This window comes from Kribbella endophytica, assembly GCF_054781295.1.
The window spans coordinates 3,467,462-3,489,228 of the sequence record NZ_BAAGUR010000001.1 but is presented as its reverse complement, the minus strand read 5'-3'; the positions used below and the strand labels follow the sequence as shown (position 1 = coordinate 3,489,228).

Sequence of the window (21,767 nt, the reverse complement as noted above, 5' to 3'; positions counted from 1 at the left end):
CCGGGCCGGATCCCTCGCGGGGTTCGGCCCGGTTGTTCGTGGTCCCGGCTGGTCCGGGGCCGGTCGCTCGTGGGGTGATCCCGCCGGGCGTCTCGGCCTGGTCCCGGCGGGTCTCGGGGCCTGTGGATGACGCTCGGCAGACGAGCCCGTCCGGCGGCTACTGTCGGGGCATGAGCGAACTCGTGGTGGACGCCCCGATCGTGGCCGTCGTCGTGTATCCCGACCGTGCCCGGGTCACCCGGCGCGGCCGGATCACCGCGCCTGCCGGTGACCAGACGGTGTACGTCGAGTCGTTGCCGCTCGGTCTGCAGGAGGACTCCGTCCGGGTCTCCGGGCGCGGCCCGGCGACAGTGCTCGGGGTGGACGTGGCGGTGCGGCATCATCCGCAGGCGCCGGACGAGACCGTGGCGGAGTTGGAGCGGCAACGCCGCGAGGCTTTGGCTCTCGTGGAGGAGCTGGCCGACGCAGACGAGGTGCAGGTGCAGCTCGATGTGTTCCTCGCGCAGTTGGGTCGGCGGGCCGGGGGCTCTTTCGCGCGGACTCTTGCGAGCGGTGAGTCCGGGGTCGAGCTGGGCGAGTTCACCGAGTCGCTGGCCGGGCGGCTGTCCGCCGTACGGGCTCAGCGACGCGAGCTGGCCAGGCAACGGCACGAGGCTGACGAGCGTCTTGCGGCTGCTGATCGACGGCTTGCCGCGGTCTCGGAGCAGCGGGCTCCTGATCGCCGGTCGGCTGCGGTCGGGTTGGCGCTGGAATCCGAGGCAGAGGTGGAGATCGAGCTTTCGTACGTCGTACCGGGAGCTGGATGGAGCAGCTCGTACGACGTACGGCTGACTGGTGATCGGCTGACGTTGAGCTGGTACGGGCTGATCACGCAGCACACGGGTGAGGACTGGCCCGAGTGCGACCTGACGTTGTCGACAGCGCGCCCGATGGTCAGCGCGAAGGTGCCCGAGCTAGATCCTTGGTACCTGGATCGCTACCACCCGCCGGTGCCGGTGGCTGCCGCCGCGCCTGGTGGCGCTCCTCGTCCCATGGCCCGGCAGGCCTCGTTCGGCGGCGCCGAAGCCCTCTCCGCGGCTCCCGCCTTCGCCGATCTCAGCGCGACCGTCGAGCAGGGCGTGACCGCGGCGACCTACACACCACCGCGGCCGGTCGCCGTACCAGCTGACGGCGCTTCGCACCGAGCGACGATCGCGTCCGTCGAGCTCGACACCGAACTGGACTACGTCACCGCGCCCGTCCGCTCGCCCGACGTCCATCTGCGCGCGACGGTCGTGAACTCCTCGCAGCACACGCTGCCCGCCGGCCGAGCCGCCGTCTTCCACGAGGCAGACTTCGTCGGCTCGACCGCGCTCCCCCTGTGGGCCCCCGGAGAGGACGTCGAACTAGCCCTCGGCCTGGACGACCGCATCCGCGTCGAGCGCAAGCTCGTACGCCGTACCGCCAGCAAAGCAACCCTCGGCTCAACCCGCCGCCGCGAGGTCGAGTACGAAACGAAGATCGAGAACCACACCCCCCGCCCAGCCCGCGTCACGGTCCTCGACCAGCTACCCGTAGCCCGAGACCACGAGATCACCATCAAGCCAATCACGGCCTCCCCCGACCCCACCGAAACCACCGACCTCGGCGTCATCACCTGGAAACTCGACCTGCCCCCAGGCACCGAGTCCACGATCAACCTCGCCTTCCGCGTCGAATCCGCCAAGTCCGTCAACCTCACCGGCTGGCGCGAGTAGCTCGAGGTCTCGCGACGGGTGCGGCTCCGGCGTAGCGTGAAATCAAGCGCTACGAACGCGAGGCCACGTCATGTTCGGTCTGGAGCTGGAGACCTTTGATCGGGAGGCCACGCGGCCGGACGATCCGTTCGTTCGGTCGTACCTCGAGATGCGGCGCCGGATCGGACTGCTGGGGTTCTGGCTGCCGTGGGTGCTGATCGCGATCGACTGGTTGCTGATCGACGACCTGCGGGTGATCCGTGGATCGATGAGCGCGTACTACCACTCGTCGGCGCGGGACGTCTTCGTCGGCGGACTCTTCGTCACCGGCGCGTTCCTGATCAGCTACCTGAGCGCGAAGCGCAGGACCTACGACTACTGGCTCTCGACGTTGGCCGGCTGGGCGCTCATCGTCGTCGCTGTGGTGCCGACGGGGCGAGCGCTGAAGATGCCTGGGTTCGAGGTCGGATCGGGCAGCTGCGTGAGGTTTCCCGGGCCGCCGGGGTGCAGCGGGGTGCAGGAGTAGGTCGGCGTCGATCTTTCGCTGCCGTTCGGCGGGCTGCGTCTCGGGTCGACGTACGTCGGTGAGGTGGTCGCTTTCCTTGCCTTCGGTATCGCTTGGCTCACCTCCGGCAAGGATCTGAAGCGCGGCAAGCTCACCGAGCGCGTCGGCGAGCTCTTCAGGGGGCGTGGAATCATGCGGTGACCGCTGCTGTGATCTGAGGAGGAACGCATGTTGCCCTGGCGTGCTGAGCTTGCCGGCCAGTTCGTGGAGTCGCAGTTCGAGAGTGAGCTGCTGCGGGGGAATCCGCTGGGTGATCCTCATGTGCGGCCGGTGCTCGTGTACCTGCCGCCGGGGTACGACGCGAGTGAGCAGCGGTACCCGAGCATCTACGTGGCGATGGGGTACACCGGGCACCTCGGCATGTGGTTCAACCGCACGCCGTTCCGGCAGCCCTATCCCGAGCTGCTGGACGCGATGTTCGCGGGCGGCGATGTGCCGCCGGCGATCGTGGTGTTCGTCGACGCCTGGACGAAGTACGGCGGTTCGCAGTACCTGGACTCGCCGGGCACCGGGCAGTACCACTCGTATCTGTGCGACGAGATCGTCCCGTGGGTCGACGCGACGTACCGCACGATCGCCGACCGCGACCACCGAGCGATCACCGGCAAGTCGAGCGGCGGGTACGCCGCGATGGTGACGCCGCTGCTGCGACCCGATGTCTTCGGCGCGCTCGCAACGCACGCCGGCGACGCGTCGTTCGAGCTGTGCTACCGGCCGGAGTTCCCCGTACGGGCCAAGCAACTGCGTGACCGGTACGACGGCTCGTACGCGAACTTCTTCGCCGACGCCGAGCAGCGCGCCGGGCAGATGACGCACCAGGACCTCGTCCTGATGGAGATCTTCGGCTACGCCTCGGCGTACTCGGCCGAACCCGACGGCACCGTCCTCCTCCCCTTCGACGACCTCGGCGAGATCGTCCCGGCCGTCTGGGACCGCTGGCTGGCGATGGACCCGGTCGCGATGCTCGAACAACCCCAGTACGCCGACGCGCTGCGCTCCCTCCGCGCGGTATGGATCGACGCCGGCAAACAAGACGAGTACCACCTGGACCTCGGCGCCACCGCCTTCCACCGAGCAGCCACCGAACTCGGCGGCCCGCAACTGCACTTCGAACTCTTCGAAGGCACCCACGGCGGCATCGAGTACCGCTACCCGATGGCCGTCCGCTGGCTCTGCGAGCAGCTCACGCCGGTCAGACGGGATCAGTGAACGAGATCGGCTTGCCGGCGGCACGGGCGTAGGCGATCTCCCTGGTCGTAGACTCGCCGACGTACCCGCCGGGGTTCACGACCAGGACCCGGTCAGCCAGGTCGATCTTGCGCAGGTGCAGGGCCCCCAGCGCGACCTTCTGCTCGTCGGTGATCACCTCGCCCTCGGCGGGCAAGAAGACACCTGGCGCGACGACGATGGCACCAGCCAAGCTCAGCTCACGGTTCGCCGCCCGCATCTCATCCACGAACCGGACAGAGCCGCAGATGCAGACGATCTCAGGTCGGTCAGGCACGGCGCAGTCCTTCAGGTCGAACGGGAGACCCACCAGCTTACGCAGCAAGACACCGAGCGGCTCGGCAGACCGTCCGCTGATCAGGGTTTGTCGTTGATGGCTACGAGGTTGGAGCCTCGCATGGTGTAGAGGATGCCTTGTTCGTCGCGGTTGACGTGGCAGCCGCTGTACCAGGAGCCGTTGAGGTTGGGGGCTACCACCGTCATCGCGAAGGTCTTGGGGTCGAAGCGCATCAGCGTCGTGTCGGAGGCTGTGTAGATGTGGCCCCGGTTGAGGAGCGTCGCGGACCACTGGGGGCAGACCGCGCGGTGGTCGGCGGTGTGGATCACCTCTCGGCGGATCAGGTCGATGACGAGGAAGCCGCCCTTCAGCGCCATGCCGTAAAGGTGGTTGCCATGGACGGCCAAGGAGCCGACGCCGTACGGGCGGCCGGACTCCAGGCGCCAGAGTTCCCGGCCCCGGACGGGATCGAAGGCGACGACCGTGCCGCGCGGGCCGGTGGTTTGGGCGTTGTCGCCGCCGAGGTAGGCAATACCGTTGCTAACAGCAACTGCCCGGACGAGCTGCACGTCGTCGATGGGGTTCGCGAAAGCAGCCTTGCGGGACGTGGCCGGATCGTAGGTCCACAGCGCTCCACTGCCTTCGGTGTCGGACTGTACGGCGACCAGCAGGCGTCGGCGGACGGGATCCCAGCACGTGTCGAGCGGGCGGTTCTGCCCACCAGGGAAGGACGCGGCCTGGTGCGGCGGGCGGCCGTCGGCGGGGTTGTACTTCCAGATTCCCTGCGAGCTGTACTGGCCGGTGTAGAGGATACCGTTGACGACCTCGGCGTCCTTCGCCTCGCCGGGCGCCCTCAGGTACGTCGGCTCACCACCGCGCAGGGAGTGCCGCGCGATCGTGCCGTTCCCACCGACGTAGACCGCGCCGCATCCGGCGGCGATGCCCATCACCGTCTGCGGATCGGCTTGGGCGCCCGCGGCCACGAGATCCGTGACGACGGACTTCCCCGTCGCCGGGTCGACCTCCGCGACGAAACCGTAGCCGGAGACGACGAGGATCTTTCCGGCGCGGAAGCCGACGCCCCAGACCTCGCCGAGCGACGGGCCGTCGTACGGGACCGCGCTCACGGCGGCAGTGGACAGCGAGACCGACTCAAGGCCCGACTCGGCGGAGTAGTAGACGGCGTCGCCGTCGGCGGCGTACATCTTGGTGACCTCGCCGTCGAGCGTGGCCAGTGTGTACTTCGACAGGTCCGCGAGGTCCATCAGCGCGATCTTGGCCGGCGCGGGGCCGCCCGCCGTACCGGCCACCAGGCGGTCGCCGACGATGGCGAGGTCGCGCATGCTCGAGTCGACGAGCAGCTCGCTCGGCGTCACGTTCGCGAAGCTCCCGGCGGCGCGGTCGTAGGCGAACAAGCAGGCCCGGCTCGTGGATCCGCCGCCGCCCAGCGTGCTGCCCGCGCCGAAGAACACCGTGGTCGAGGTCGCCGCGACAGCACGGGCGAGCGTCGCACCAGGATCCGGTACGCCGAGGTTCGACACGGAACCGGTCGCCGGGTCGAACTGCCACAACGCCGGCGCGGTCGAGCTGCCGCCGCCCACGGCGAAGACCACTCCGTCCGGCGCCACGGTCAGATCACGCACGTCCCGATCGCCGATGCGCCCGATCGCGACGGCCGGCTGGTCGGGCGTCGACAGGTCCCACCGGTGCAGGTTCGGCTGCGGGCCGCCCGACTTCTGCAGTACGCCGGCGTACAGGTAGCGGCCGGTCGGATCGGCGGCCAGCGCCTGGATGCTGTACCCGGTCGTGAGGTCCGCGCGGCCGATCACCTCGCGAGTCGGGACGTGGTAGGCCACCACCCGGCAGGGTGAGACGTTGCGGGTGCCGATGTAGACGACGTCCCCCACGACGATCGCGCTCATCAACGCGAACTGGACGACCGCCGGCCCGAGGTCGGTGATGGTCGTGCGCGGCGCGGCGCCGGCGGCAGCGGCCGGCCGCCCGAGCACTCCGGCGATTCCGACGGCGGCCGTCGCTTGCAGCAAGGTCCGGCGGTGCAGGTTCGTCATGGCCTCTCCCAGTTTCGCAGCATCCCTATCGAATGACATCGTTTGATGTCATTCGATGCCTGTCAACAGGTCAGCCGACGCAGATCGAGCCAAATTATCCAGGGCAAATGATATCGTTTGGCCCATGAATGCGGACGAACGGCATCGTGCCGTCCTCGAGCTCGTCGACGCGAAGGGCTCGATCACCGTGCGCGAGCTGGCCGAGGAGCTCGGCGTCGCGGCCGTCACCGTCCGGGTCGACGTCCGCGAACTGGCCCGCCGCGGCCTGCTCCACCGCGTCCACGGCGGCGCCACCCGCGTCGACGCCCGCCCGTCGCAACCCACCAGCCGGACGCCGCAAGCCGCCGACCGCCCGGCCCGGACGACGAACTACACGCTCGGCATGGTCGTCCCCCACGCGTCGTACTACTACCCCAAGGTCGTCAGCGGCGCGGGCAGCACGGCGGACGCGCTCGGCGCCCGGATCGTCCTCGGCGTCTCCCAGAACGACGTCGCCGAGGAACGCGTCCAGGTCGCGCGCCTGCTCGAGTCCGGCGTCGACGGCGTGGTGATCGCGACTCGGCTCGACCCGCAGAGGTCGACCGAGACCGAGGCCTGGCTCCGCTCGATCCCCGTTCCCGTCGTCCTGGCCGAGCGCCGTGCCGGCTGGCAGTCGGCGACGATCGAGCACGTCGCCACCGATCACGAGCAGGGCGCGTACGACGCGGTGCAGCACCTCGCAGGACTCGGGCATCGGCAGATCGGCCTGCTGCACTTCGACACCATCACCGCTCCCCGGCTCGTCACCGGGTACGACGCGGCGCTCGCGGCGCTGGAGCTCCCACCCGAGAACGCCCGCGAACTGCGCGACGAAAGCCCGGTGGAGCTGGAGAGAACGGCCGAGTCGATCCGGCGAGACGTCCGCGCGGGAAAGCTCGACGCGCTGATCGTGCACCACGACGTCGCGGCGCTGCCGCTGGTGAGCCGGCTGCGGCAGCTCGGCGTCGACATCCCCGGCGACCTCGCGATCGTTGCCTACGACGACGAACTCGCCGCCCTGTCCGATCCCCCGCTCACCGCCGTCGCGCCGCCTCGGACGGAGGTCGGCGCGACCGCGGTGAACCTGCTCGTCCAGCGCCTGGACGATCCAGCCCGCCCGCTGCATCACCTGCTGCTGCGGCCGGAACTACGGATCCGCGCCAGCTGCGGTGCGGTCAGGGCGTAGTGAGCGAGAGGTCGTCGAGCAGGAAGTCGGTTTGTTCGCCCTGGTCCTCGGTGCTGACGAAGCGCAGGGTGACGGACTGGCCTGCGAAGTTGCTGAGGTCGATCACCCGCTCCGCGTAGCCAGGAACGGCGTCGGTGTTGGACCAGGTGTACAGCGGCGTCGTGTTGCCTCCAGCAACTACTTGCAGAGCCAGGGTGTCGGGCTTGGCGGTGGTGGGCTCGGTGGTCGCGATGCGTAGGTGGAAGCGGAGGAGGCCTCGGGCCGGCACCTTCACGGTCTGGCTCAACGTGTCCTCGTTCGGTACGCCGTTGCCGCCCATCCAGGCGTAGTAGCGGCCGGTGTGGGCCGGGTAGTAGCCGAAGGCACCGACGACTCCGCCGGTCCAGGTCCAGCCGTTGCCCTGGTCCTCCAGGCCACCGTTCGTCACAGCCTGCCGCGTCCCGCCGTACACGATCGTGTGGCGGGCCAGGACGTCGAGCGCCTTCTTGCCGACGGCAAGGTTCGACTTCGGCCGGTCGACGGTGAACCACTCCTCGAAGGAGTCGGACACGTACCGATCCATGTTGTCCAGCGTGCGCCGCGGACCCCCGTCGGTCCCGCGCCACAGCGCGATCATCGCGCCGGCGACCCGTGCCTCGACGTCCTGACCGTTGTCGGGGTTGGTCCGGGCCGGCGCCTGGCTGGTGTTCTGGAAGCCTGTCTGCATCAGGTCCATCCAGTCGGTGACGTTGTAGTAGTACCGGCCGTCGCCCATCGCATAACCCGTCACGGCGTTCGCGAAGCCCTCGGTCCAGGCGCACATCGGTCCGGTCACGCGGTGCAGGGAGTGCGGCGACGGGCAGTCGAAGGGCGGCCAGTACCAGTTGTAGAGCAGGTGCTGAAGGTTGTGCCCGGCCTCGTGCACGACCGGGTGCCGAGCGTCCGGCATCGCGTCGGTGAGGAAGACCGCGCGGATCGCGGGGTCGGTGTTGTAGTAGCCGCCGTCAGTGTTGCCCGGCGCCCAGCGCGCCTTCAGCCGCGAGCAGGTGCCGGTCTCCTCGCGCGTCCAGCACTCGTTACCTGATCCCCGCATCGCGTACACGTTGTTGATCACGTCGAACGCGTCGTACGCCGGCATCTGCAGCGCGCTCGGCGACACGGTCCCGAAGGACTGCGTGGTTCCCGCGGGGACGTTGGTCAGCGGCGCGACGTCGACGAAGTACGGCGTCGCGCCGGTCATCTCGGTGACCTCCCACCAGCTCGTGCGGGTGGAGAACTGCGCCCACATCATGGCCAGGGCTGGGCCGGAGTGCTTGAAGCAGAGGCGGTAGGTGCCGTCGGTTGCGGCGGTCAGGCCGGAGGCGAGCGTTGTCGTTTCCGCGGCGGCGGTGCGGCGGCCGAGGATGTTGACGGCGACGCGGCGGCCGGGGTGCCAGGTGCCGTCGTACGTCGCGTAGGTGAGCTTGCCGGTGGCGCAGATCTGTCCCGCCGCTGCGGGGCTGGCTGCGGCCGGGCGCTGGGTGACGAGTGATCCGTCCGTACGGCGTGCGTCCGTCGCCCTGGCGGAAGCTGCTCGGGAGGTCGCCCCCACGGTGATCTCGCGCGTCGCGTGGGCGGATCGCTCGGCGGCCGGTGCGGAGAGGTCGGTCAGGTCGGCTTGCAGCTGCGCTGGTCCTGCGACCTCGGCCAAGACGGTGAACGTCACCTTCGAACCGCTTCGGCCGAGAGCCAAAGGCTTGGTGACAACGGTGTCGAGTCCCCGAGCCTGCGGGGCAGAGAAGCCGTCTGACGTAACTCGCAAGCCCTGAGGAAGCCGCACGGCGAGCTCGGCACGCGGAAGGTCGACCTCCGACGCGAGCACGACCGTCGCGGTCGCGCTCTGGCCGACGGCCGGGACGCGATCGAGCGTCAGCTTGGCGGTGACACAGCCGGCGGGAGACTCACCAACCGCCGGAGAAAGCGTGCAAGGAGCCGATGCCGGCGACACGGCCAGGCCGGTCTGCGGCAGAGCACTGAAGGCGAGCGCCGACACCACCAGCGTGGCTGAGGTTCGGCGCAGGAAGCGTTGCAGGGACATGAGCATCCGTTCCTCAACAAGCGATGGGCGATGGCCGGAACGCTAGGTTTCGCCGTCACCCCCAGCAAGATCACGGTCATACGCCTTTGCTGATGGTCCCTATACGCAGCAACCGTCTACCGCCCACCACAACGCCCTGGTCACGATGCTGACCATGCCCCCAAGAGCACTCTCGGCGCTGGCCGTCCTCGCCGTCGCCGCCGCGGTCGTCGCGGCCCCACCTCCCGCCCAAGCCACCAGTACGGCGGCGCTCGCCGAGAACTTCGACGGGCTCACCGCACAACTGAAACCACGAGTCGACGAGACAACAGTCCCCGCCGACGTCCTCGGCTTCTCCCCTACCGCCCCGCCCGGCTGGACCGTCACCACCTCACCCGTCGTCGCCGCCTCCGGCGTCACCGAGTGGCGCGGCTGGTCGTTCACCACACCCCAGTTCTGGTCGACCGCAGCCCCAGGCCAGGGCCGGGAGAACTTCACCAAGGCCGAAGGCGTCCTGGCCGTTGCCGATGACGACGAGTGGGACGACAAGAACAACCCCGCCGACACGTTGATCTTCGACAGCGCGCTGACGTCCCCGGCGATCGACGTCGCGGGCAAGAGCCAGGTCCACGTCAACTACGACTCCAGCTACCGCCAGACCGGCCCGCAGCAGGCCAGCCTCGAAGTCTCCTTCGACGGTGGCCCGCGGACGAAACTCTTCACGTACAGCACCAGCAGCCTCGGCGACCAGACCTACCTCGAGAACCGCACCGTCACCCAACCGGTCAAGGTGCCCGCCGGCGCGCAGCGGATGACCGCCACCTGGAACGTCGAGAAGGCCCAGAACGACTGGTACTGGGCGATCGACGACGTCGACATCACCGACCAGCCGCGCGAAGGAGCCGAGGCGCCGATGCCGCACAACCCAGGACCGGGCGACCTGCCGAACGGGACCAGCCATCGCAAGGTGCTGTTCGTGGACGTCGACGGCGTCCGCTACGACAGGTTGCTGCAGGCAAACACTCCGCACCTCGACGCGCTCGCGAAGCAAGGGCAGTTCGGGCCGTCGTACCTGCACGACAACGCGATCACCGGCACGAACTCCGGTCCAGGGCACTCCAACATGCTCACCGGTGTCTGGCCCGACAAGCACAAGGTGATGGACAATTCGTTCGCCGGGAACAACCTGGTGAACTACCCCGACGTCACCACGCGGCTCGAACGCGCCAACCCCGCGCTGTCCACCTTCACGACGCTCGACTGGACCCCGCTGAACCAGTTCCTGATCGCCTCCCCCGACGTGAAGATGCAGCAGACCGGTCCGGACACCCAGACGACCGACCGGCAGAGCACCAGCGCGTCGATCGAGGCGCTGTCCGAGCACAACCCGGACTTCGTCTACACCTACCTGCACCAGGGCGACGCGACCGGGCACGGCATCGGCTCCGACACCCCGCAGTACGTGCAGGCGATCGAGAACCTGGACGCCTACATCGGGCAGCTGGTCCAGGCGATGCGCTCCCGGCCGACGTACAAGTCCGAGAACTGGCTCGTCATCGTCTCCACCGACCACGGCTCCAGCGGCCAGAGCCACGGCGGCGACCAGCACACCACCAGGACGGGCTGGATCCTCGCGAGCGGCGGCGACATCACCCGCCGTACGCCGGTCCGCGAGTGGCGTCAGGTCGACGTCACCCCGACGATCCTCAAGCACCTGCGGGTCCCGGTCGATCCGGCCTGGAACCTCGACGGCATTCCGATCGGTACGCCGAGCAACGACCCCTTCGACACGGTCAAGGCCGATCGACCCGTCGTGGACGAACCCGCCAAGCCGCCCGCGTCCGGCGGCTGGACGCCGCAACTGCCGACCGGCTGGGCGCGGACCGGCAAGGTCGAGGGCGGCGTCACGGAGTTCCGCGGCTGGAACCTGATGACCAACGAGTTCTGGGCCACCAGCGGCGAGGGCGAGGGCCGCGGCTCGTTCGTCCGCAGTCGTGACGTCGTCGCGGTCGCCGACGCGAAGGAGTGGAGCAGCGCCAACACCCCGGCCGGCACGTTCGACTCGACCCTGTGGTCGCCGTGGCACAACACCAAGGGCCGGACCGTCACCGTCGAGTACGCCAGCCACTACAAGCAGCCGGACGGCGAGCAGAAGGCCGAGGTGATCGCCGAGTTCGACAACGGCACCACCGCCGTCCTGTGGTCGGCCGACACCGCGCGGTTCGACATCAGCAAGCCGATGAGTCTGCAGGTGAAGACGCCTCCCGGCGCAGGCAAGGTCCGCATCGGCTGGCACCTGACCGGCGACAACGGCTACTGGGCGATCGACGCGCCCACGCTCAAGCTGTCCTGAGAGCCGGGCACCCGTACGCCGACCACCGGCGTGCGGGTGCCGCGCGTTGGTGCGAGGATGGCCGCGCACCCGACGAAGGCGGCCCCGATGCTCAGTCTCACCCAGCTCGGAATCCTCGTGCGTGTGGTCGACGAGGGCAGCTTCTCGGCCGCCGCGAAGGCGCTCTACATGAGCCAGCCGGCCGTCTCCAACCACATCCGCGCGCTCGAACGCAGCCTCGGTGTCAGCCTGGTCCAGCGCGGTCCGCAGGGCGCGCAGCCGACCCCGGCCGGCGCGGTGGTGGTCGACCACGCCCGCGAGGTCTTCACCCTGCTCGAGCGCCTGGAGCACGCCGCCGCCGGCTACCGCGGGCTCGAGGCGGGTCAGCTAGTCGTCGCCGGTACGACGACGCTCGGCACGTACCTCGTCCCGCGCCTGATCGGCGAGTTCGCCGCGCGGGCGCCCAAGGTCTCCTGCCAGATCCGGGTCGGCAACGAGGACACCGTCGAGTCCTGGCTGATGCTCGGCGAGGTCGGACTCGGCCTGTGCGCGGGCAAGCCGACGGCCGACGCGCTGGTCAGCGAACCGCTGCTGACCGAGAACCTCGTGCTCGTCGCGGCCGCCGGGTTCCCGCTCGCCGGGCGGCCGGTCTCGACCGCCGACCTCGCCGACCAGCGCTTCCTGCTGCGCGAGCAGGGGTCGGCCACGCGCCGGCTCCAGGAGCAGAGCCTCCGGGACTGGAAGCTCGACAAGGTCGAGACCTGGGATCTCTGGGGACCGGACACGGTCAAGGAGGCGGTCCAGCAGGGTCTCGGCCTCGCCGTACTGTCCGAGCACGCCGTACGCCGTGAGGTCGACGCCGGTTTCCTCGTCTGCCTCGACGTCCAGCCGCCGCCTCCCAGCCGCGAGGTCTCCCTCGTACGCCGGGCCGACCGGCTTCTGACGCCTCCCGAGGAAGCCTTCGCCGCCCTGGTGCGGGCGACCGCGGAATGGCCGCACTGACGGGGTTATAGCTCCGATAAGCCGAAGCCGGCTACCCGGCTGAGTCCGGCGGGGACACGCTGAGGGCGTCCAACAGGAACGACCCTCGGGAGACTCCGTGACCGCGACGACGTTCAGCGTCAACGGCCGTACGTACACCACGCCTGACTGCCCGGTCGTGGTGATCTGCATCGACGGCAGCGAACCGGACTACCACGAACAGGCGATGGCGGCCGGGCGGATGCCGTGGCTGAGCAAGACGCTCGCCGACGGCGGGACCTCCTGGCCGGCGTACTGCGCGATGCCTGCGCTGACGAACCCGAACAACGTCTCGATCGCCACCGGCCGGCCGCCGGCCGTGCACGGGATCAGCGGCAACTACATCTTCGACGCCGAGTCCGGCGAGGAGGTGCTGATGAACGACAAGCGCTTCCTGCGTGCGCCGACGCTGTTCGCAGCGGCGAACGAGGCCGGGCTGGACGTCGTCGTCGTGACCGCGAAGGACAAGCTGCGCCGGCTGCTCGGCGCCGGTCTGGTCGAGGCCGGTCCCAGCCTCGACGGCGGCGGCTTCGTCGAGCCGAGGCGCCACGGCATCTGCTTCTCGGCCGAGAAGGCGGACGAGGCAACGATCGCGGACAACGGGATCGACGACGTGCTCGCGCTCGTCGGCCGACCGCTGCCCGAGGTCTACAGCGCGGACCTCAGCGAGTTCGCCCTGGCCGCGGGGGTCGAGATCCTGCGCGGCCGCGGCGCCGACCTGATGTACCTGTCGCTCACCGACTACATCCAGCACAAGCATGCTCCGGGCACCGAAACCGCGAACGACTTCTACGCGATGATCGACCGGTACGCCGAACAGCTGGACGAGCTCGGCGCGATCGTCGTCCTCACCGCCGACCACGGCATGAGCGCCAAGTCCGGCGCCGACGGCCGCCCGAACGTCGTGTACGTCGAGGAGGAGGTTCAGGCTCTGCTCGGCGCGAGCTCCGAGCAGCCGTTGGACGGCGTACGGGTGATCCTCCCGATCACCGATCCGTACACCGTGCACCACGGCGCGCTCGGCTCCTTCGCCAGCGTCTACCTGCCGCCGTCGGCCGACCGGGACGCCGTCGCCTCGGCACTCCAGGCGATCGACGGGATCGAGGCCGTGCACGACCGGGCCGACGCAGCCGACCGCTACGCGCTGCCCGCGGACCGAATCGGCGACCTCGTCGTACTGGCCGAAGCCGGTACGGCGCTGGGCCGGTACGCCGCCTGGCACGACCTCACCCAACTGGACGCGCCGCTGCGCTCCCACGGCGCGCTCGGTGAGCAGAACATCCCGTTCCTGATCAACCGCGTGCTGTCTCGTCCCGACGGCCTCGACGCCGCGGGACTCGTCCACAACTACGACGCCTTCTGGGTGGCCACCACCCACGTCCCGCAGACCGCAGAGGTGTGACCGCCATGTCCATCACCGGAAAGTCCCCCGACGAAGTGGTCGTCCCGCTGGAAACCGTGTCGGAGCAACGGTTCCGGCGGCTGAAGTGGCGGATGCTGCTGTCCGCGATGTTCTGCTACCTGTTCTTCTACACCGGCCGGCAGACGTTCGGCTTCGCGATCCCCGGTATCGAGGCCGACCTCGGCCTGAGCAAGACCACGCTCGGCGCGATCAGCGGCGGCCTGCTCTGGTGCTACGCCGCCGGTCAGATGATCAACGGCAACCTGGCCGACAAGCTCGGCGGCCGCCGGATCATGGCGCTGGGCGCGATCCTGTCCACGATCCTCAACTGGTGCACGAGTTTCGCCATCGGGCCGAAGAGCCTCGCGCTCGCCTGGGGCGCGAACGGGTTCGCCCAGGCGATGGGCTGGCCGTCCGGCGGCCGAGTGATCGCGAACTGGTGGACGCCGCGCGAACGCGGCACGAGCCTCGGCTTCTACACGTTCGCCGCCAGGATGGCGTCGGTGCTCGCGTACGTGACCTCGACCCTGGTCGTGGACACCTTCGGCCTCGACTGGCACTGGATCTTCCGGGTCCCGGTCCTGCTGATGCTGGTCGGTGGGATCACCTTCTACTTCGTCTCCCGGGAGAACCCGGAGCAGGCCGGCGTCACCCCGCCGCAGTCGTTCACCGAGCAGCAGGAGGCCGTCGCGCCCGACGGCCGAGAGCTGACCGCGGGTGACCGCTCGATCGACCGGTACCGCGCCGTACTGTCGAGCGGCCGGATCTGGTCCACCGGCATCGCGATCGGTTTCCAGAACGCGGCCCGGTACGGCCTGCTGATCTGGGTCCCGGTGTACTTCCTCGGCGCCGACTGGAAGAGCGGCGGCGGCGCGATCAACCCGATCTGGATCTCCGTCGCCCTGCCGGTCGGAATGGCCGTCGGCGCGCTCACCAACGGGCAGGTCTCGGACCGGCTGTTCGGGTCCCGCCGGGACCGGCCGATCGCGATCTTCATGCTGCTCGGGGCGTTGTTCGCGATGATCATGTTCCTCGTCCCGCTCGGCACCGTGACCGGGATCGGCGTCCTGTTCCTGACCGGCTTCTTCGTCTACGGCCCGCAGTCGTCGTTCTGGGCGCTCTGCCCGGACATCGCCGGCAAACGGATGGCCGGTACGGCGACCGGCGTCGTCAACTTCTTCTCGTACCTGTTCGCGGGTGCCGCTGAACCCCTGGTGGGGCACATCATGGACAGCACCGGACAGACCAGCTACATCTTCCCGATCGTTGCCGGCAGCTGTGTCGCCAGTGCCCTGGTGGCGCTGACGATCCGCCGGTGAAGGGGGTTTCGATGACCAAGGCAACAGCCGCGGTGTGGAACGGCGACGGATTCACGCTGGTCCAGGAGGCACTCCCCGAGCTGCGTCCCGGCGAGGTCTTGGTCGACCTCGAGCTGGCGACGATCTGCGGCAGCGACCTGCACACGATCGCGGGCGACCGGCCGACGCCGCTGCCGACCGTTCTCGGCCACGAAGCGGTCGGCAGGATCGCGGCCATCGGTACGACGGCAGCGCTGTCCGACGGTACGCCGGCCGCCGTCGGCGATCGGATCACCTGGACCATCGGTACGGCGTGCGGCACCTGCCGGCGCTGCGCTCGCGGCGTACCGCAGAAGTGCGCGACGGTCCGCAAGTACGGCCACGAAGCGATGGACGACCACTGGCGTCTCAACGGCGGCATGGCGTCCGCCGTCCATCTCATCGCCGGCACCGGGCTGGTCGCCGTCCCGGCCGGGATACCGGCCGCGGTCGCGGCCCCGGCCAACTGTGCGACCGCGACGGTCGTGTGCGCGGCCCGGCGTGCGGAACTGGCCGCGGGCGACACGGTGGTCGTGATCGGCTGCGGCATGCTCGGCCTGACCGCCGTGGCCTACGCCCGCGAACGCGGCGCGGCCCACGTGATCGCCAGCGACGTTGACGGAAGCCGACGGGACCTGGCCAAGGAGTTCGGCGCCGACGTGGTCTGCGGGCCGGCTGACCTGGCCGCCGCGATCGACGAGTACGGCGCTGACGTCGTACTCGAACTGTCCGGCAACAGCGCAGCCGTGCAGTCGGCGATCGACCTCGTCGCGCTCGACGGGACCGTCGCGCTGATCGGCTCGGTGTCGCCGGGACCGGCCGTCGCGTTCGAGCCGAGCGGGTTCGTCCGCAACCTGAGCCGGATCGTCGGTTGTCACAACTACCGCGTCGACGACCTCGCCGAGGCGGTCCGCTTCCTGCACGAGACCCCGGCGCGGTCGTTGTTCGCCGACCTGGTCCCCGATCCCTACCCACTCACCGAGATCGACGCCGCGGTGGCCGAGGCCCGCCGCGGCACCGCGCCCCGCATCGCCCTGTCGACGAGCTGACCCAGAGGACACCTCATGACCTCCCCGTACGCCGACCACCTGCTCAACCACATCGACGGCTGCTGGCGACCGAGCAGCAGCGGCGAGACCCGCGACAACCTCAACCCCGCCCAGGTCGACGACGTCATCGGCGGCTTCGCCGAGTCCGGCGTACCGGACACCACGGCCGCGATCGACGCGGCCTCCGCGGCGCAGGCCGAGTGGGACCAGCTCGGTCCGATCGAGCGCGGCAAGCTCGTCGCCAAGGCCGGGCGGCTGATCGAGGAACGGCTCGAGGAGTTCGCCACAGCCATCACCCGCGAGCAGGGCAAACGGATCAGCGAAGCCCGCGGCGAGGTCCGGCGATCGCTGGCGATCCTCGACTTCACCGTCGGCGAGGCGCGACGGCTGAACGGCATCACCACGCCGGCCGAGGAGCCCCGGACGCTCGCGATCACCTTCCGCCGGCCGCTCGGCGTGGTCGGGCTGATCACGCCGTGGAACTTCCCGCTCGCGATCCCGATGTGGAAGGTCGCGCCCGCGCTGATCGCCGGGTGCACCGCCGTACTGAAGCCGTCGCCGTTGACGCCGTGGACGTCGGCGCTGCTGGTCCAGGCGTTCGCGGACGCCGGCGTACCGGCCGGGGTGCTCAACCTCGTGCAGGGCGACCGCATCCCGGGCGAGACGCTGGTCGCGGACGAACGGGTGAAGGGGATCTCGTTCACCGGCTCGTTGCCGGTCGGGCAGGCGATCAACGACGCCGGCGCGCACCGGCTGCTGCGGACCCAGCTCGAGCTCGGCGGCAAGAACGCGCTGATCGTGCTCGCGGATGCCAACCTGGACGCGGCGGTCGACGCGATCGTGCACGGCGCCTTCGGCCAGAGCGGTCAGCGGTGCAGTGCGACGAGCCGGATCATCGTCGACCGGGCGGTGAAGGACGAGCTGCTGAGTCGTCTCATCCCACGCGTCGAGGCGATGCGGGTCGGACCGGGCGACCAGGACTGGGCGGACATCGGTCCGGTCGTGAACGACGTACGGATGCAGGCCTGTCTCGACGGCGTCGACTCCGCTCGTCGCGCGGGTGCGACGGTCGCGGCCGGAGGTGGTGCTGCGACGACGGACACCAAGGGGTGGTTCGTCGAGCCGACCGTGCTGGTCAACGTACCGTGGGACAGCGAGATCGCGCAGGAGGAGGTCTTCGGTCCCGTCCTGTCGGTGATCGATTGCGACGGGTACGACGACGCGATGCGGATCTCGAACTCCGTGCGCTACGGGATGTCCGGCACGATCTTCACGCAGAACCCGGCACTGATGTTCCAGGCCCTGCAGGACTTCGAGGCCGGCATGCTGCACGTCAACCGGCCCGGCGTCGGCGCGTACTCACACCTGCCGCACATGGGCGCGAAGGCCTCGCAGCTCGGTGCTCCCGAGTGCTCGCCGGACGTGTGGAACTTCTACACCGATCTCCGCTCGGCCTGCATCGCGTACTGAGTGGCGGACTTCAGGTTTCTCCACGGGGCGCGGCGGCGATGATGGGTGCGGACTTCATCGGCTGGGGCTGTCGTGGTTGGGCCGCCTCCTGGTAGGAGGGTGACGGTATGAGCTGGTCGTTCGAGGATGATCGTGGACAGAACGTTGAGGTCGCCGCGCGGCCGCAGCGGGTGTTGGCCTACGGGCAGGCGGCACAGACATTGGTGCGGCTCGGGGTTCCGGTGGTCGGGTACTTCGGGTCGCAGCACCAGGCGGACAGTGGTGGTGCCGCGGTGGCGGGATTGGACGTGCCGAGCGTTGGCGCCGGGGACGCTGTCGATGAGGAACTGGTCGACTCGTTGCGGCCTGATCTGATCGTCGGGGTGACGTACGCGGGTGAGGTGTACGGCGTCTCCGAAGCCGTGGCGGGCAAGCTCGGCGAGCTGGCGCCGATCGTGCTGATCCGGATCGCCGGGGAGCCGGAGTTCAAGGACGTCGTCGGGCGCTTCCACGCGTTGGCGGAGGCTCTGGGTGGGACGGCCGAGGACGACGAGGCAGCGTTGTCGTCGGCGCTCGAGAGGCTGGGCGGCGCGGCGGACGGCGTACAGGTGCTGGCGTTCTCCGGCGGTACGCCGACCGACGCGTACGTCGCCAACCCGGCGTACTGGCCTGCCCTGCGGCTGCTGGCCGATGCCGGCGTTCCGTTCGCGCCGACCAGCGCGAAGGGTGGGTGGGAGGTCGTCAAGTGGACCGACCTGGGCAGCAGCCATCCGGCCGACATCTTCTTGTACGACCAGCGGCCCAACTCGCTCGGCGCGGACCAGCTGGCGGAGATCCCGGAATGGGCCGAGCTCCCGGCCGTTGCCACCGGCCAGGTCCTGCCGTGGAACCCGGAGCCTCCACTCACCTTCGAGGCCGCCGCAGCCGCCGCCGACGCGCTCACCGCCGCAATCGCCCAGAAAAAAGGCTGATTAGCCTCGATTACTGCGGGTACCGGCCTTACCACAAGGCGTAACGATGTTGCGCACGGCAAGGGAAGGCGGAGATCCCGATGAGACGCATGGCACGCGTGGTTGCGGTGGCGAGCATGGCAGCGGTGGCAGTGGTCGGCGGTACGACGGTGGCGCAGGCGCAGCCGGCCGGCGTACAGGCAGAGGGCGAAGTCTCGTGCGGCTACGACTTCGACAAGTGCCACCTGATGTGGGCCGACTACGGCTTCGTCAAGAACTACATCGTCAGCAAGATCTACTACCGCGGTGGCGGCTACCACTTCTACTGGTGGAACTGACCCCCCGGACCTGAACCGGCCGCTCCTCCGCCACAGCGCCGGTTCAGGTCCGAAGGTCATCCGGGATCTGAGATCCAGCGCTTGGCAAGGCAGCGTGATGGGTGCATAGTGCTGAGTCGAAGCACGCAGAGTAGCCACTGGGGGGCCGGGGCGGCGGGGCTTCGCCTGAGAACGCACTGGGGGAACCTGATGGACCACCCGTCGATCGAGCTGGCGATGCCGGCTGAGCTCGCCGAGCACTTGGTGGAGCAGAATCTCGCCGAGATGGTGAGTGGGCGGCGGAACGTCGACTGGGAACTGCTGGCCGGATTCGCGACCGGGGCCGCGACGACCGTTTCGCTGCTGCAGACGCCGAAGACGCTGGCCGAGCTCGCGGAGATGTGCCGGACTCTGTTCGGACGCCAAAAGACCGATCGCCGGTCGAAGAAGGAGATCGTCTACCTGGAGGCGTCCGGGCCCGGTGGACAGGTGCGGATCCCGGTCACCGCGGACACGACGACCGAAGAGATCGAACGGCTGCTCCGCAAGACGGTGTTCACCCGCCTGCGGGACCGGTAGGCCGTGAAGGAGCGGCTGCTCAAGGCGATCGCGGCGAAGATCACGGAGCGGGCCGGCATCGTTCCGATCGACGCGCTCAGCGCCGCCGACCAGGACGACTTACGGGCCGTCGCCCGCCTCTTCGAGAGCATCGACCGCGAGCCGGTCTACCGCTCGACGGTCGAACACGTCACGTCGGTGCTCGACGAGCACTTCATGGGACGGCAACTGCCGACGATCACGCGGACGATCATCGCCAGTCTGCTGACGGAGTCGGCGCGACGGTTGGACGAGATGGGCCGGCCCGACGAGGCCGTCGCGGCCCGGCGTGCGGCCGGGCAGATCAGGCCGGGCAACGCCGATCAGAGCATCCTCTACCTGCTCTCTGCCTGGCCCGAGGCGGAGATCTACACGATGCCGCCGCTGCTCGCCGGCGCCGTCGCCCGGGCTCTCTTGGTCGAGGTCGACCACGCGTCTCGTCGTACGAAGCGGGGCGCGGTGCTGTACGCCGCGATCCACACCGCGCACTCGACGGCCAACCACGACCTCCTTCGGCGAGGACTGGCGCAGCTCGCGAGGACTCCGGTCTCGCCCGGCTACCGCGTCGTACAGACCCTGTACGAGGCTCAGATCGCCCAACTGGAAGCGCGGTTCGACGACCACCGGGCGATGGTGAAGCGCGCCAGAGTCCAGTTCGCCGCGGTCTCCCCCACCGATCACGCGTACAACCTGGCCCAACGGCTCGTGCGGGTCGAGGGCGGGCGCGACGCCTTGGAGGCGGGTGCGTCCGATGCCGACACGTCGCTGATCAACCGCGCCGCAGCGGCGGCCCGACGACGGGACTGGCCGGAGGCCGCGCTCGCCTACGAGCGGGCGATGGCTGAGGAGAACTCCAGTTCGAGCCGCGCGGCGTACCGGCTGTTCGCCGAGTTCTTCCGGCTCGAAGGCGAGTTGCTGCCGGATCCGGCAGCCATCCTGGCCAGCCTCCGGCGGCTGGCTGCCGATCACGTCAGCCGGTCGCGGACGGTGCTCGACAGCGAGTCGTACTTCGTCCGTCTCCAGAAGCACGCGATCGCGCTCGACGCCGGCGATCCCAGCGGCGACAGCGGCGCGGTCGCAGCCCAGGTCGTCGACTTCTCCCATGAGATCCGGCACGGAGTGGTGGTCGACCACCGTCGGCCGAATCCGTTCACTGCGACGGCCGCGGCGGCCGACCTGGCGATGTTCGACCTGCTCAGCCTCGATGCCGAGGTGCTCGACCTCGACGAGGCCCGGGCCAGGTTCCCGGACTGCACGATTCTGTGGGTCTCGCTCAACGAGTCCGACACCGGCGACAGCGTGGTGGTCTGCAGACTGAGTCCGGGCAAGCCCGCGGTCGACGTACGGTCGACGGACCTCGACCCGTACGGGAGCACTGCTGTTCGAGGCGCGTTGGGGCAGGACTCCGAGCGCTTGGGCCAGGACCAGATCGAGTACCTCTCGCACCTGCTGTTCCAGGACCTCGCCGAGGAACGGGTGATCGTCGTACCCGATGCCGCGGGTTGGGAGCTGCCCTGGCAGCGGCTGGCGCCTCATGCCGTTCGGGAGTTGGTGATCGCACCTTCCTTGGCGGCGTCGCTGCGGATGCGCGAGGCGGTGCTGCCGGATCGCCCGCGGGTGGTCGGTGTGTTCGACGACGACCTTCCGGGGGCGATGATCGAGCTGAGAGTCCTGTCCGAGCTCGCCGAGCAAGGCCTGGCCGACTTCACCCGGGTCCGCTCGGTGGAGGAGCTGCGGTCGTTCCTGGAGCGCGAGAAGGTCGACCTGCTGACGATCGCCGTGCACGGCACGACGGGCGACGGTTTCGAGTACCGGATGCTGATCCCCGACGACGTGAAGTCGCCGGCCGCGATGTTGTCGATGGACTTGCCTCCAGTCGTGGTCCTGGGCTGTTGCTGGTCGGCCCGGTCGGCGATGACGCGAAGCTCCGTCGCCGCGTCGCTCGGGTGCTTGGCGGCCGGTTCCTCGACCGTCATCGGTGGGGTCTGGGCGATCGACGACCTGGTGGCGGCCGAGCTCCTGACCCGGACCTACACGAGAGCCTTCTCGGGCACACCGCTGGCTGCTGCGTTCCGTTCCGCCTACCTGTCCCTCGATCCGGTGACACAGCGCCCTCAGGCGGCCGGTCTGAATTTCCTGGGACAGTTCTGAGAGTCGCCATTCTCGGTTGCCCGGTCGGCGGCGGTCCGTGACCGCCTGCGCGGTTACGCTCCAGGTTCTGA

General features: G+C 69.4%; 17 protein-coding genes. 14 read left to right on the top strand and 3 right to left on the bottom strand.

The genetic code is table 11. The annotated features are described in order from the left end of the window. The first annotated feature begins 170 nt into the window (after positions 1-170). From ACYVIO_RS16700 to ACYVIO_RS16690, 3 genes are all read left to right on the top strand, one after another. Positions 171-1,736: a DUF4139 domain-containing protein gene (locus ACYVIO_RS16700; RefSeq protein WP_460651684.1), complete on the top strand. Its 1,566-nt coding sequence runs from the start codon at positions 171-173 to the stop codon at positions 1,734-1,736. A 70-nt stretch (positions 1,737-1,806) separates the two neighbouring features. Beyond that, complete coding sequence (locus ACYVIO_RS16695) at positions 1,807-2,241, top strand: hypothetical protein (RefSeq protein ID WP_460651683.1); 435 nt, start codon at positions 1,807-1,809, stop codon at positions 2,239-2,241. Between the two features lie 207 nt (positions 2,242-2,448). Beyond that, positions 2,449-3,489 (top strand): alpha/beta hydrolase, encoded by a 1,041-nt coding sequence (locus tag ACYVIO_RS16690; RefSeq protein WP_460651682.1) that lies wholly within the window; start codon positions 2,449-2,451, stop codon positions 3,487-3,489. On the opposite strand, the gene ACYVIO_RS16685 is transcribed toward ACYVIO_RS16690, so the two are convergent. Together ACYVIO_RS16685 and ACYVIO_RS16680 are read right to left on the bottom strand one after the other, a co-directional pair. Next, positions 3,473-3,784: a hypothetical protein gene (locus ACYVIO_RS16685; protein WP_460651681.1), complete on the bottom strand. Its 312-nt coding sequence runs from the start codon at positions 3,782-3,784 to the stop codon at positions 3,473-3,475. The two genes, ACYVIO_RS16690 and ACYVIO_RS16685, sit on opposite strands and share 17 nt — an antisense overlap. Before the next feature lie 80 nt (positions 3,785-3,864). Beyond that, a complete protein-coding gene (locus ACYVIO_RS16680) occupies positions 3,865-5,853 on the bottom strand; it encodes a PQQ-binding-like beta-propeller repeat protein (protein ID WP_460651680.1) in 1,989 nt (662 codons plus the stop codon). Positions 5,854-5,977: 124 nt separating this feature from the next. On the opposite strand from ACYVIO_RS16680, the gene ACYVIO_RS16675 reads away from it, so the two are divergent. Beyond that, positions 5,978-7,057: a LacI family DNA-binding transcriptional regulator gene (locus ACYVIO_RS16675; protein ID WP_460651679.1), complete on the top strand. Its 1,080-nt coding sequence runs from the start codon at positions 5,978-5,980 to the stop codon at positions 7,055-7,057. Here ACYVIO_RS16675 and ACYVIO_RS16670 read toward each other — a convergent pair. Further along, positions 7,047-9,113 (bottom strand): hypothetical protein, encoded by a 2,067-nt coding sequence (locus tag ACYVIO_RS16670; RefSeq protein WP_460651678.1) that lies wholly within the window; start codon positions 9,111-9,113, stop codon positions 7,047-7,049. The two genes, ACYVIO_RS16675 and ACYVIO_RS16670, sit on opposite strands and share 11 nt — an antisense overlap. Before the next feature lie 154 nt (positions 9,114-9,267). Here ACYVIO_RS16670 and ACYVIO_RS16665 point away from each other — a divergent pair, with 154 nt between their 5' ends. The 10 genes from ACYVIO_RS16665 (at position 9,268) to ACYVIO_RS16620 (ending at position 21,696) form a co-directional block, all read left to right on the top strand. Continuing rightward, positions 9,268-11,445 (top strand): alkaline phosphatase family protein, encoded by a 2,178-nt coding sequence (locus ACYVIO_RS16665; protein ID WP_460651677.1) that lies wholly within the window; start codon positions 9,268-9,270, stop codon positions 11,443-11,445. A gap of 87 nt (positions 11,446-11,532) precedes the next feature. Next, on the top strand, positions 11,533-12,426 hold the full coding sequence (locus ACYVIO_RS16660) for a LysR family transcriptional regulator (protein WP_460651676.1): 894 nt from the start codon (positions 11,533-11,535) through the stop codon (positions 12,424-12,426). 97 nt (positions 12,427-12,523) lie between these two features. Next, positions 12,524-13,846 (top strand): phosphonoacetate hydrolase, encoded by a 1,323-nt coding sequence (gene phnA, locus ACYVIO_RS16655; protein ID WP_460651675.1) that lies wholly within the window; start codon positions 12,524-12,526, stop codon positions 13,844-13,846. A 5-nt stretch (positions 13,847-13,851) separates the two neighbouring features. After that, positions 13,852-15,165 carry an MFS transporter gene (locus ACYVIO_RS16650; RefSeq protein WP_460651674.1) on the top strand — a complete coding sequence of 438 codons (1,314 nt, stop codon included), beginning with the start codon at positions 13,852-13,854 and terminating at the stop codon, positions 15,163-15,165. A gap of 11 nt (positions 15,166-15,176) precedes the next feature. Then, the gene (locus ACYVIO_RS16645) at positions 15,177-16,232 is read left to right on the top strand and encodes a zinc-binding dehydrogenase (RefSeq protein WP_460651673.1); all 1,056 of its coding nucleotides are present in this window, start codon (positions 15,177-15,179) and stop codon (positions 16,230-16,232) included. Positions 16,233-16,247: 15 nt separating this feature from the next. Continuing rightward, positions 16,248-17,702, top strand: a complete 1,455-nt coding sequence (locus ACYVIO_RS16640) for an aldehyde dehydrogenase family protein (RefSeq protein ID WP_460651672.1) — start codon at positions 16,248-16,250, stop codon at positions 17,700-17,702. Positions 17,703-17,809: 107 nt separating this feature from the next. Next, a complete protein-coding gene (locus tag ACYVIO_RS16635) occupies positions 17,810-18,652 on the top strand; it encodes an ABC transporter substrate-binding protein (RefSeq protein WP_460651671.1) in 843 nt (280 codons plus the stop codon). 80 nt (positions 18,653-18,732) lie between these two features. Then, a complete protein-coding gene (locus ACYVIO_RS16630; protein ID WP_460651670.1) occupies positions 18,733-18,969 on the top strand; it encodes a hypothetical protein in 237 nt (78 codons plus the stop codon). Positions 18,970-19,158: 189 nt separating this feature from the next. Beyond that, entirely contained in the window at positions 19,159-19,527 is a 369-nt protein-coding gene (locus ACYVIO_RS16625) for a hypothetical protein (protein ID WP_460651669.1), read from the top strand. 3 nt (positions 19,528-19,530) lie between these two features. Beyond that, positions 19,531-21,696 carry a CHAT domain-containing protein gene (locus ACYVIO_RS16620; RefSeq protein ID WP_460651668.1) on the top strand — a complete coding sequence of 722 codons (2,166 nt, stop codon included), beginning with the start codon at positions 19,531-19,533 and terminating at the stop codon, positions 21,694-21,696. The last annotated feature ends 71 nt before the right edge of the window (positions 21,697-21,767 follow it).

Bases quoted from the DNA above. Each gene is read 5' to 3' on its own strand.
- ACYVIO_RS16700 (WP_460651684.1), top strand. From the start codon at position 171: ATGAGCGAACTCGTGGTGGACGCCCCGATCGTGGCCGTCGTCGTGTAT.
- ACYVIO_RS16695 (WP_460651683.1), top strand. From the start codon at position 1,807: ATGTTCGGTCTGGAGCTGGAGACCTTTGATCGGGAGGCCACGCGGCCG.
- ACYVIO_RS16690 (WP_460651682.1), top strand. From the start codon at position 2,449: ATGTTGCCCTGGCGTGCTGAGCTTGCCGGCCAGTTCGTGGAGTCGCAG.
- ACYVIO_RS16680 (WP_460651680.1), bottom strand. From the start codon at position 5,853: ATGACGAACCTGCACCGCCGGACCTTGCTGCAAGCGACGGCCGCCGTC.
- ACYVIO_RS16675 (WP_460651679.1), top strand. From the start codon at position 5,978: ATGAATGCGGACGAACGGCATCGTGCCGTCCTCGAGCTCGTCGACGCG.
- ACYVIO_RS16670 (WP_460651678.1), bottom strand. From the start codon at position 9,113: ATGTCCCTGCAACGCTTCCTGCGCCGAACCTCAGCCACGCTGGTGGTG.
- ACYVIO_RS16665 (WP_460651677.1), top strand. From the start codon at position 9,268: ATGCCCCCAAGAGCACTCTCGGCGCTGGCCGTCCTCGCCGTCGCCGCC.
- ACYVIO_RS16660 (WP_460651676.1), top strand. From the start codon at position 11,533: ATGCTCAGTCTCACCCAGCTCGGAATCCTCGTGCGTGTGGTCGACGAG.
- ACYVIO_RS16650 (WP_460651674.1), top strand. From the start codon at position 13,852: ATGTCCATCACCGGAAAGTCCCCCGACGAAGTGGTCGTCCCGCTGGAA.
- ACYVIO_RS16645 (WP_460651673.1), top strand. From the start codon at position 15,177: ATGACCAAGGCAACAGCCGCGGTGTGGAACGGCGACGGATTCACGCTG.
- ACYVIO_RS16640 (WP_460651672.1), top strand. From the start codon at position 16,248: ATGACCTCCCCGTACGCCGACCACCTGCTCAACCACATCGACGGCTGC.
- ACYVIO_RS16635 (WP_460651671.1), top strand. From the start codon at position 17,810: ATGAGCTGGTCGTTCGAGGATGATCGTGGACAGAACGTTGAGGTCGCC.
- ACYVIO_RS16630 (WP_460651670.1), top strand. From the start codon at position 18,733: ATGAGACGCATGGCACGCGTGGTTGCGGTGGCGAGCATGGCAGCGGTG.
- ACYVIO_RS16625 (WP_460651669.1), top strand. From the start codon at position 19,159: ATGGACCACCCGTCGATCGAGCTGGCGATGCCGGCTGAGCTCGCCGAG.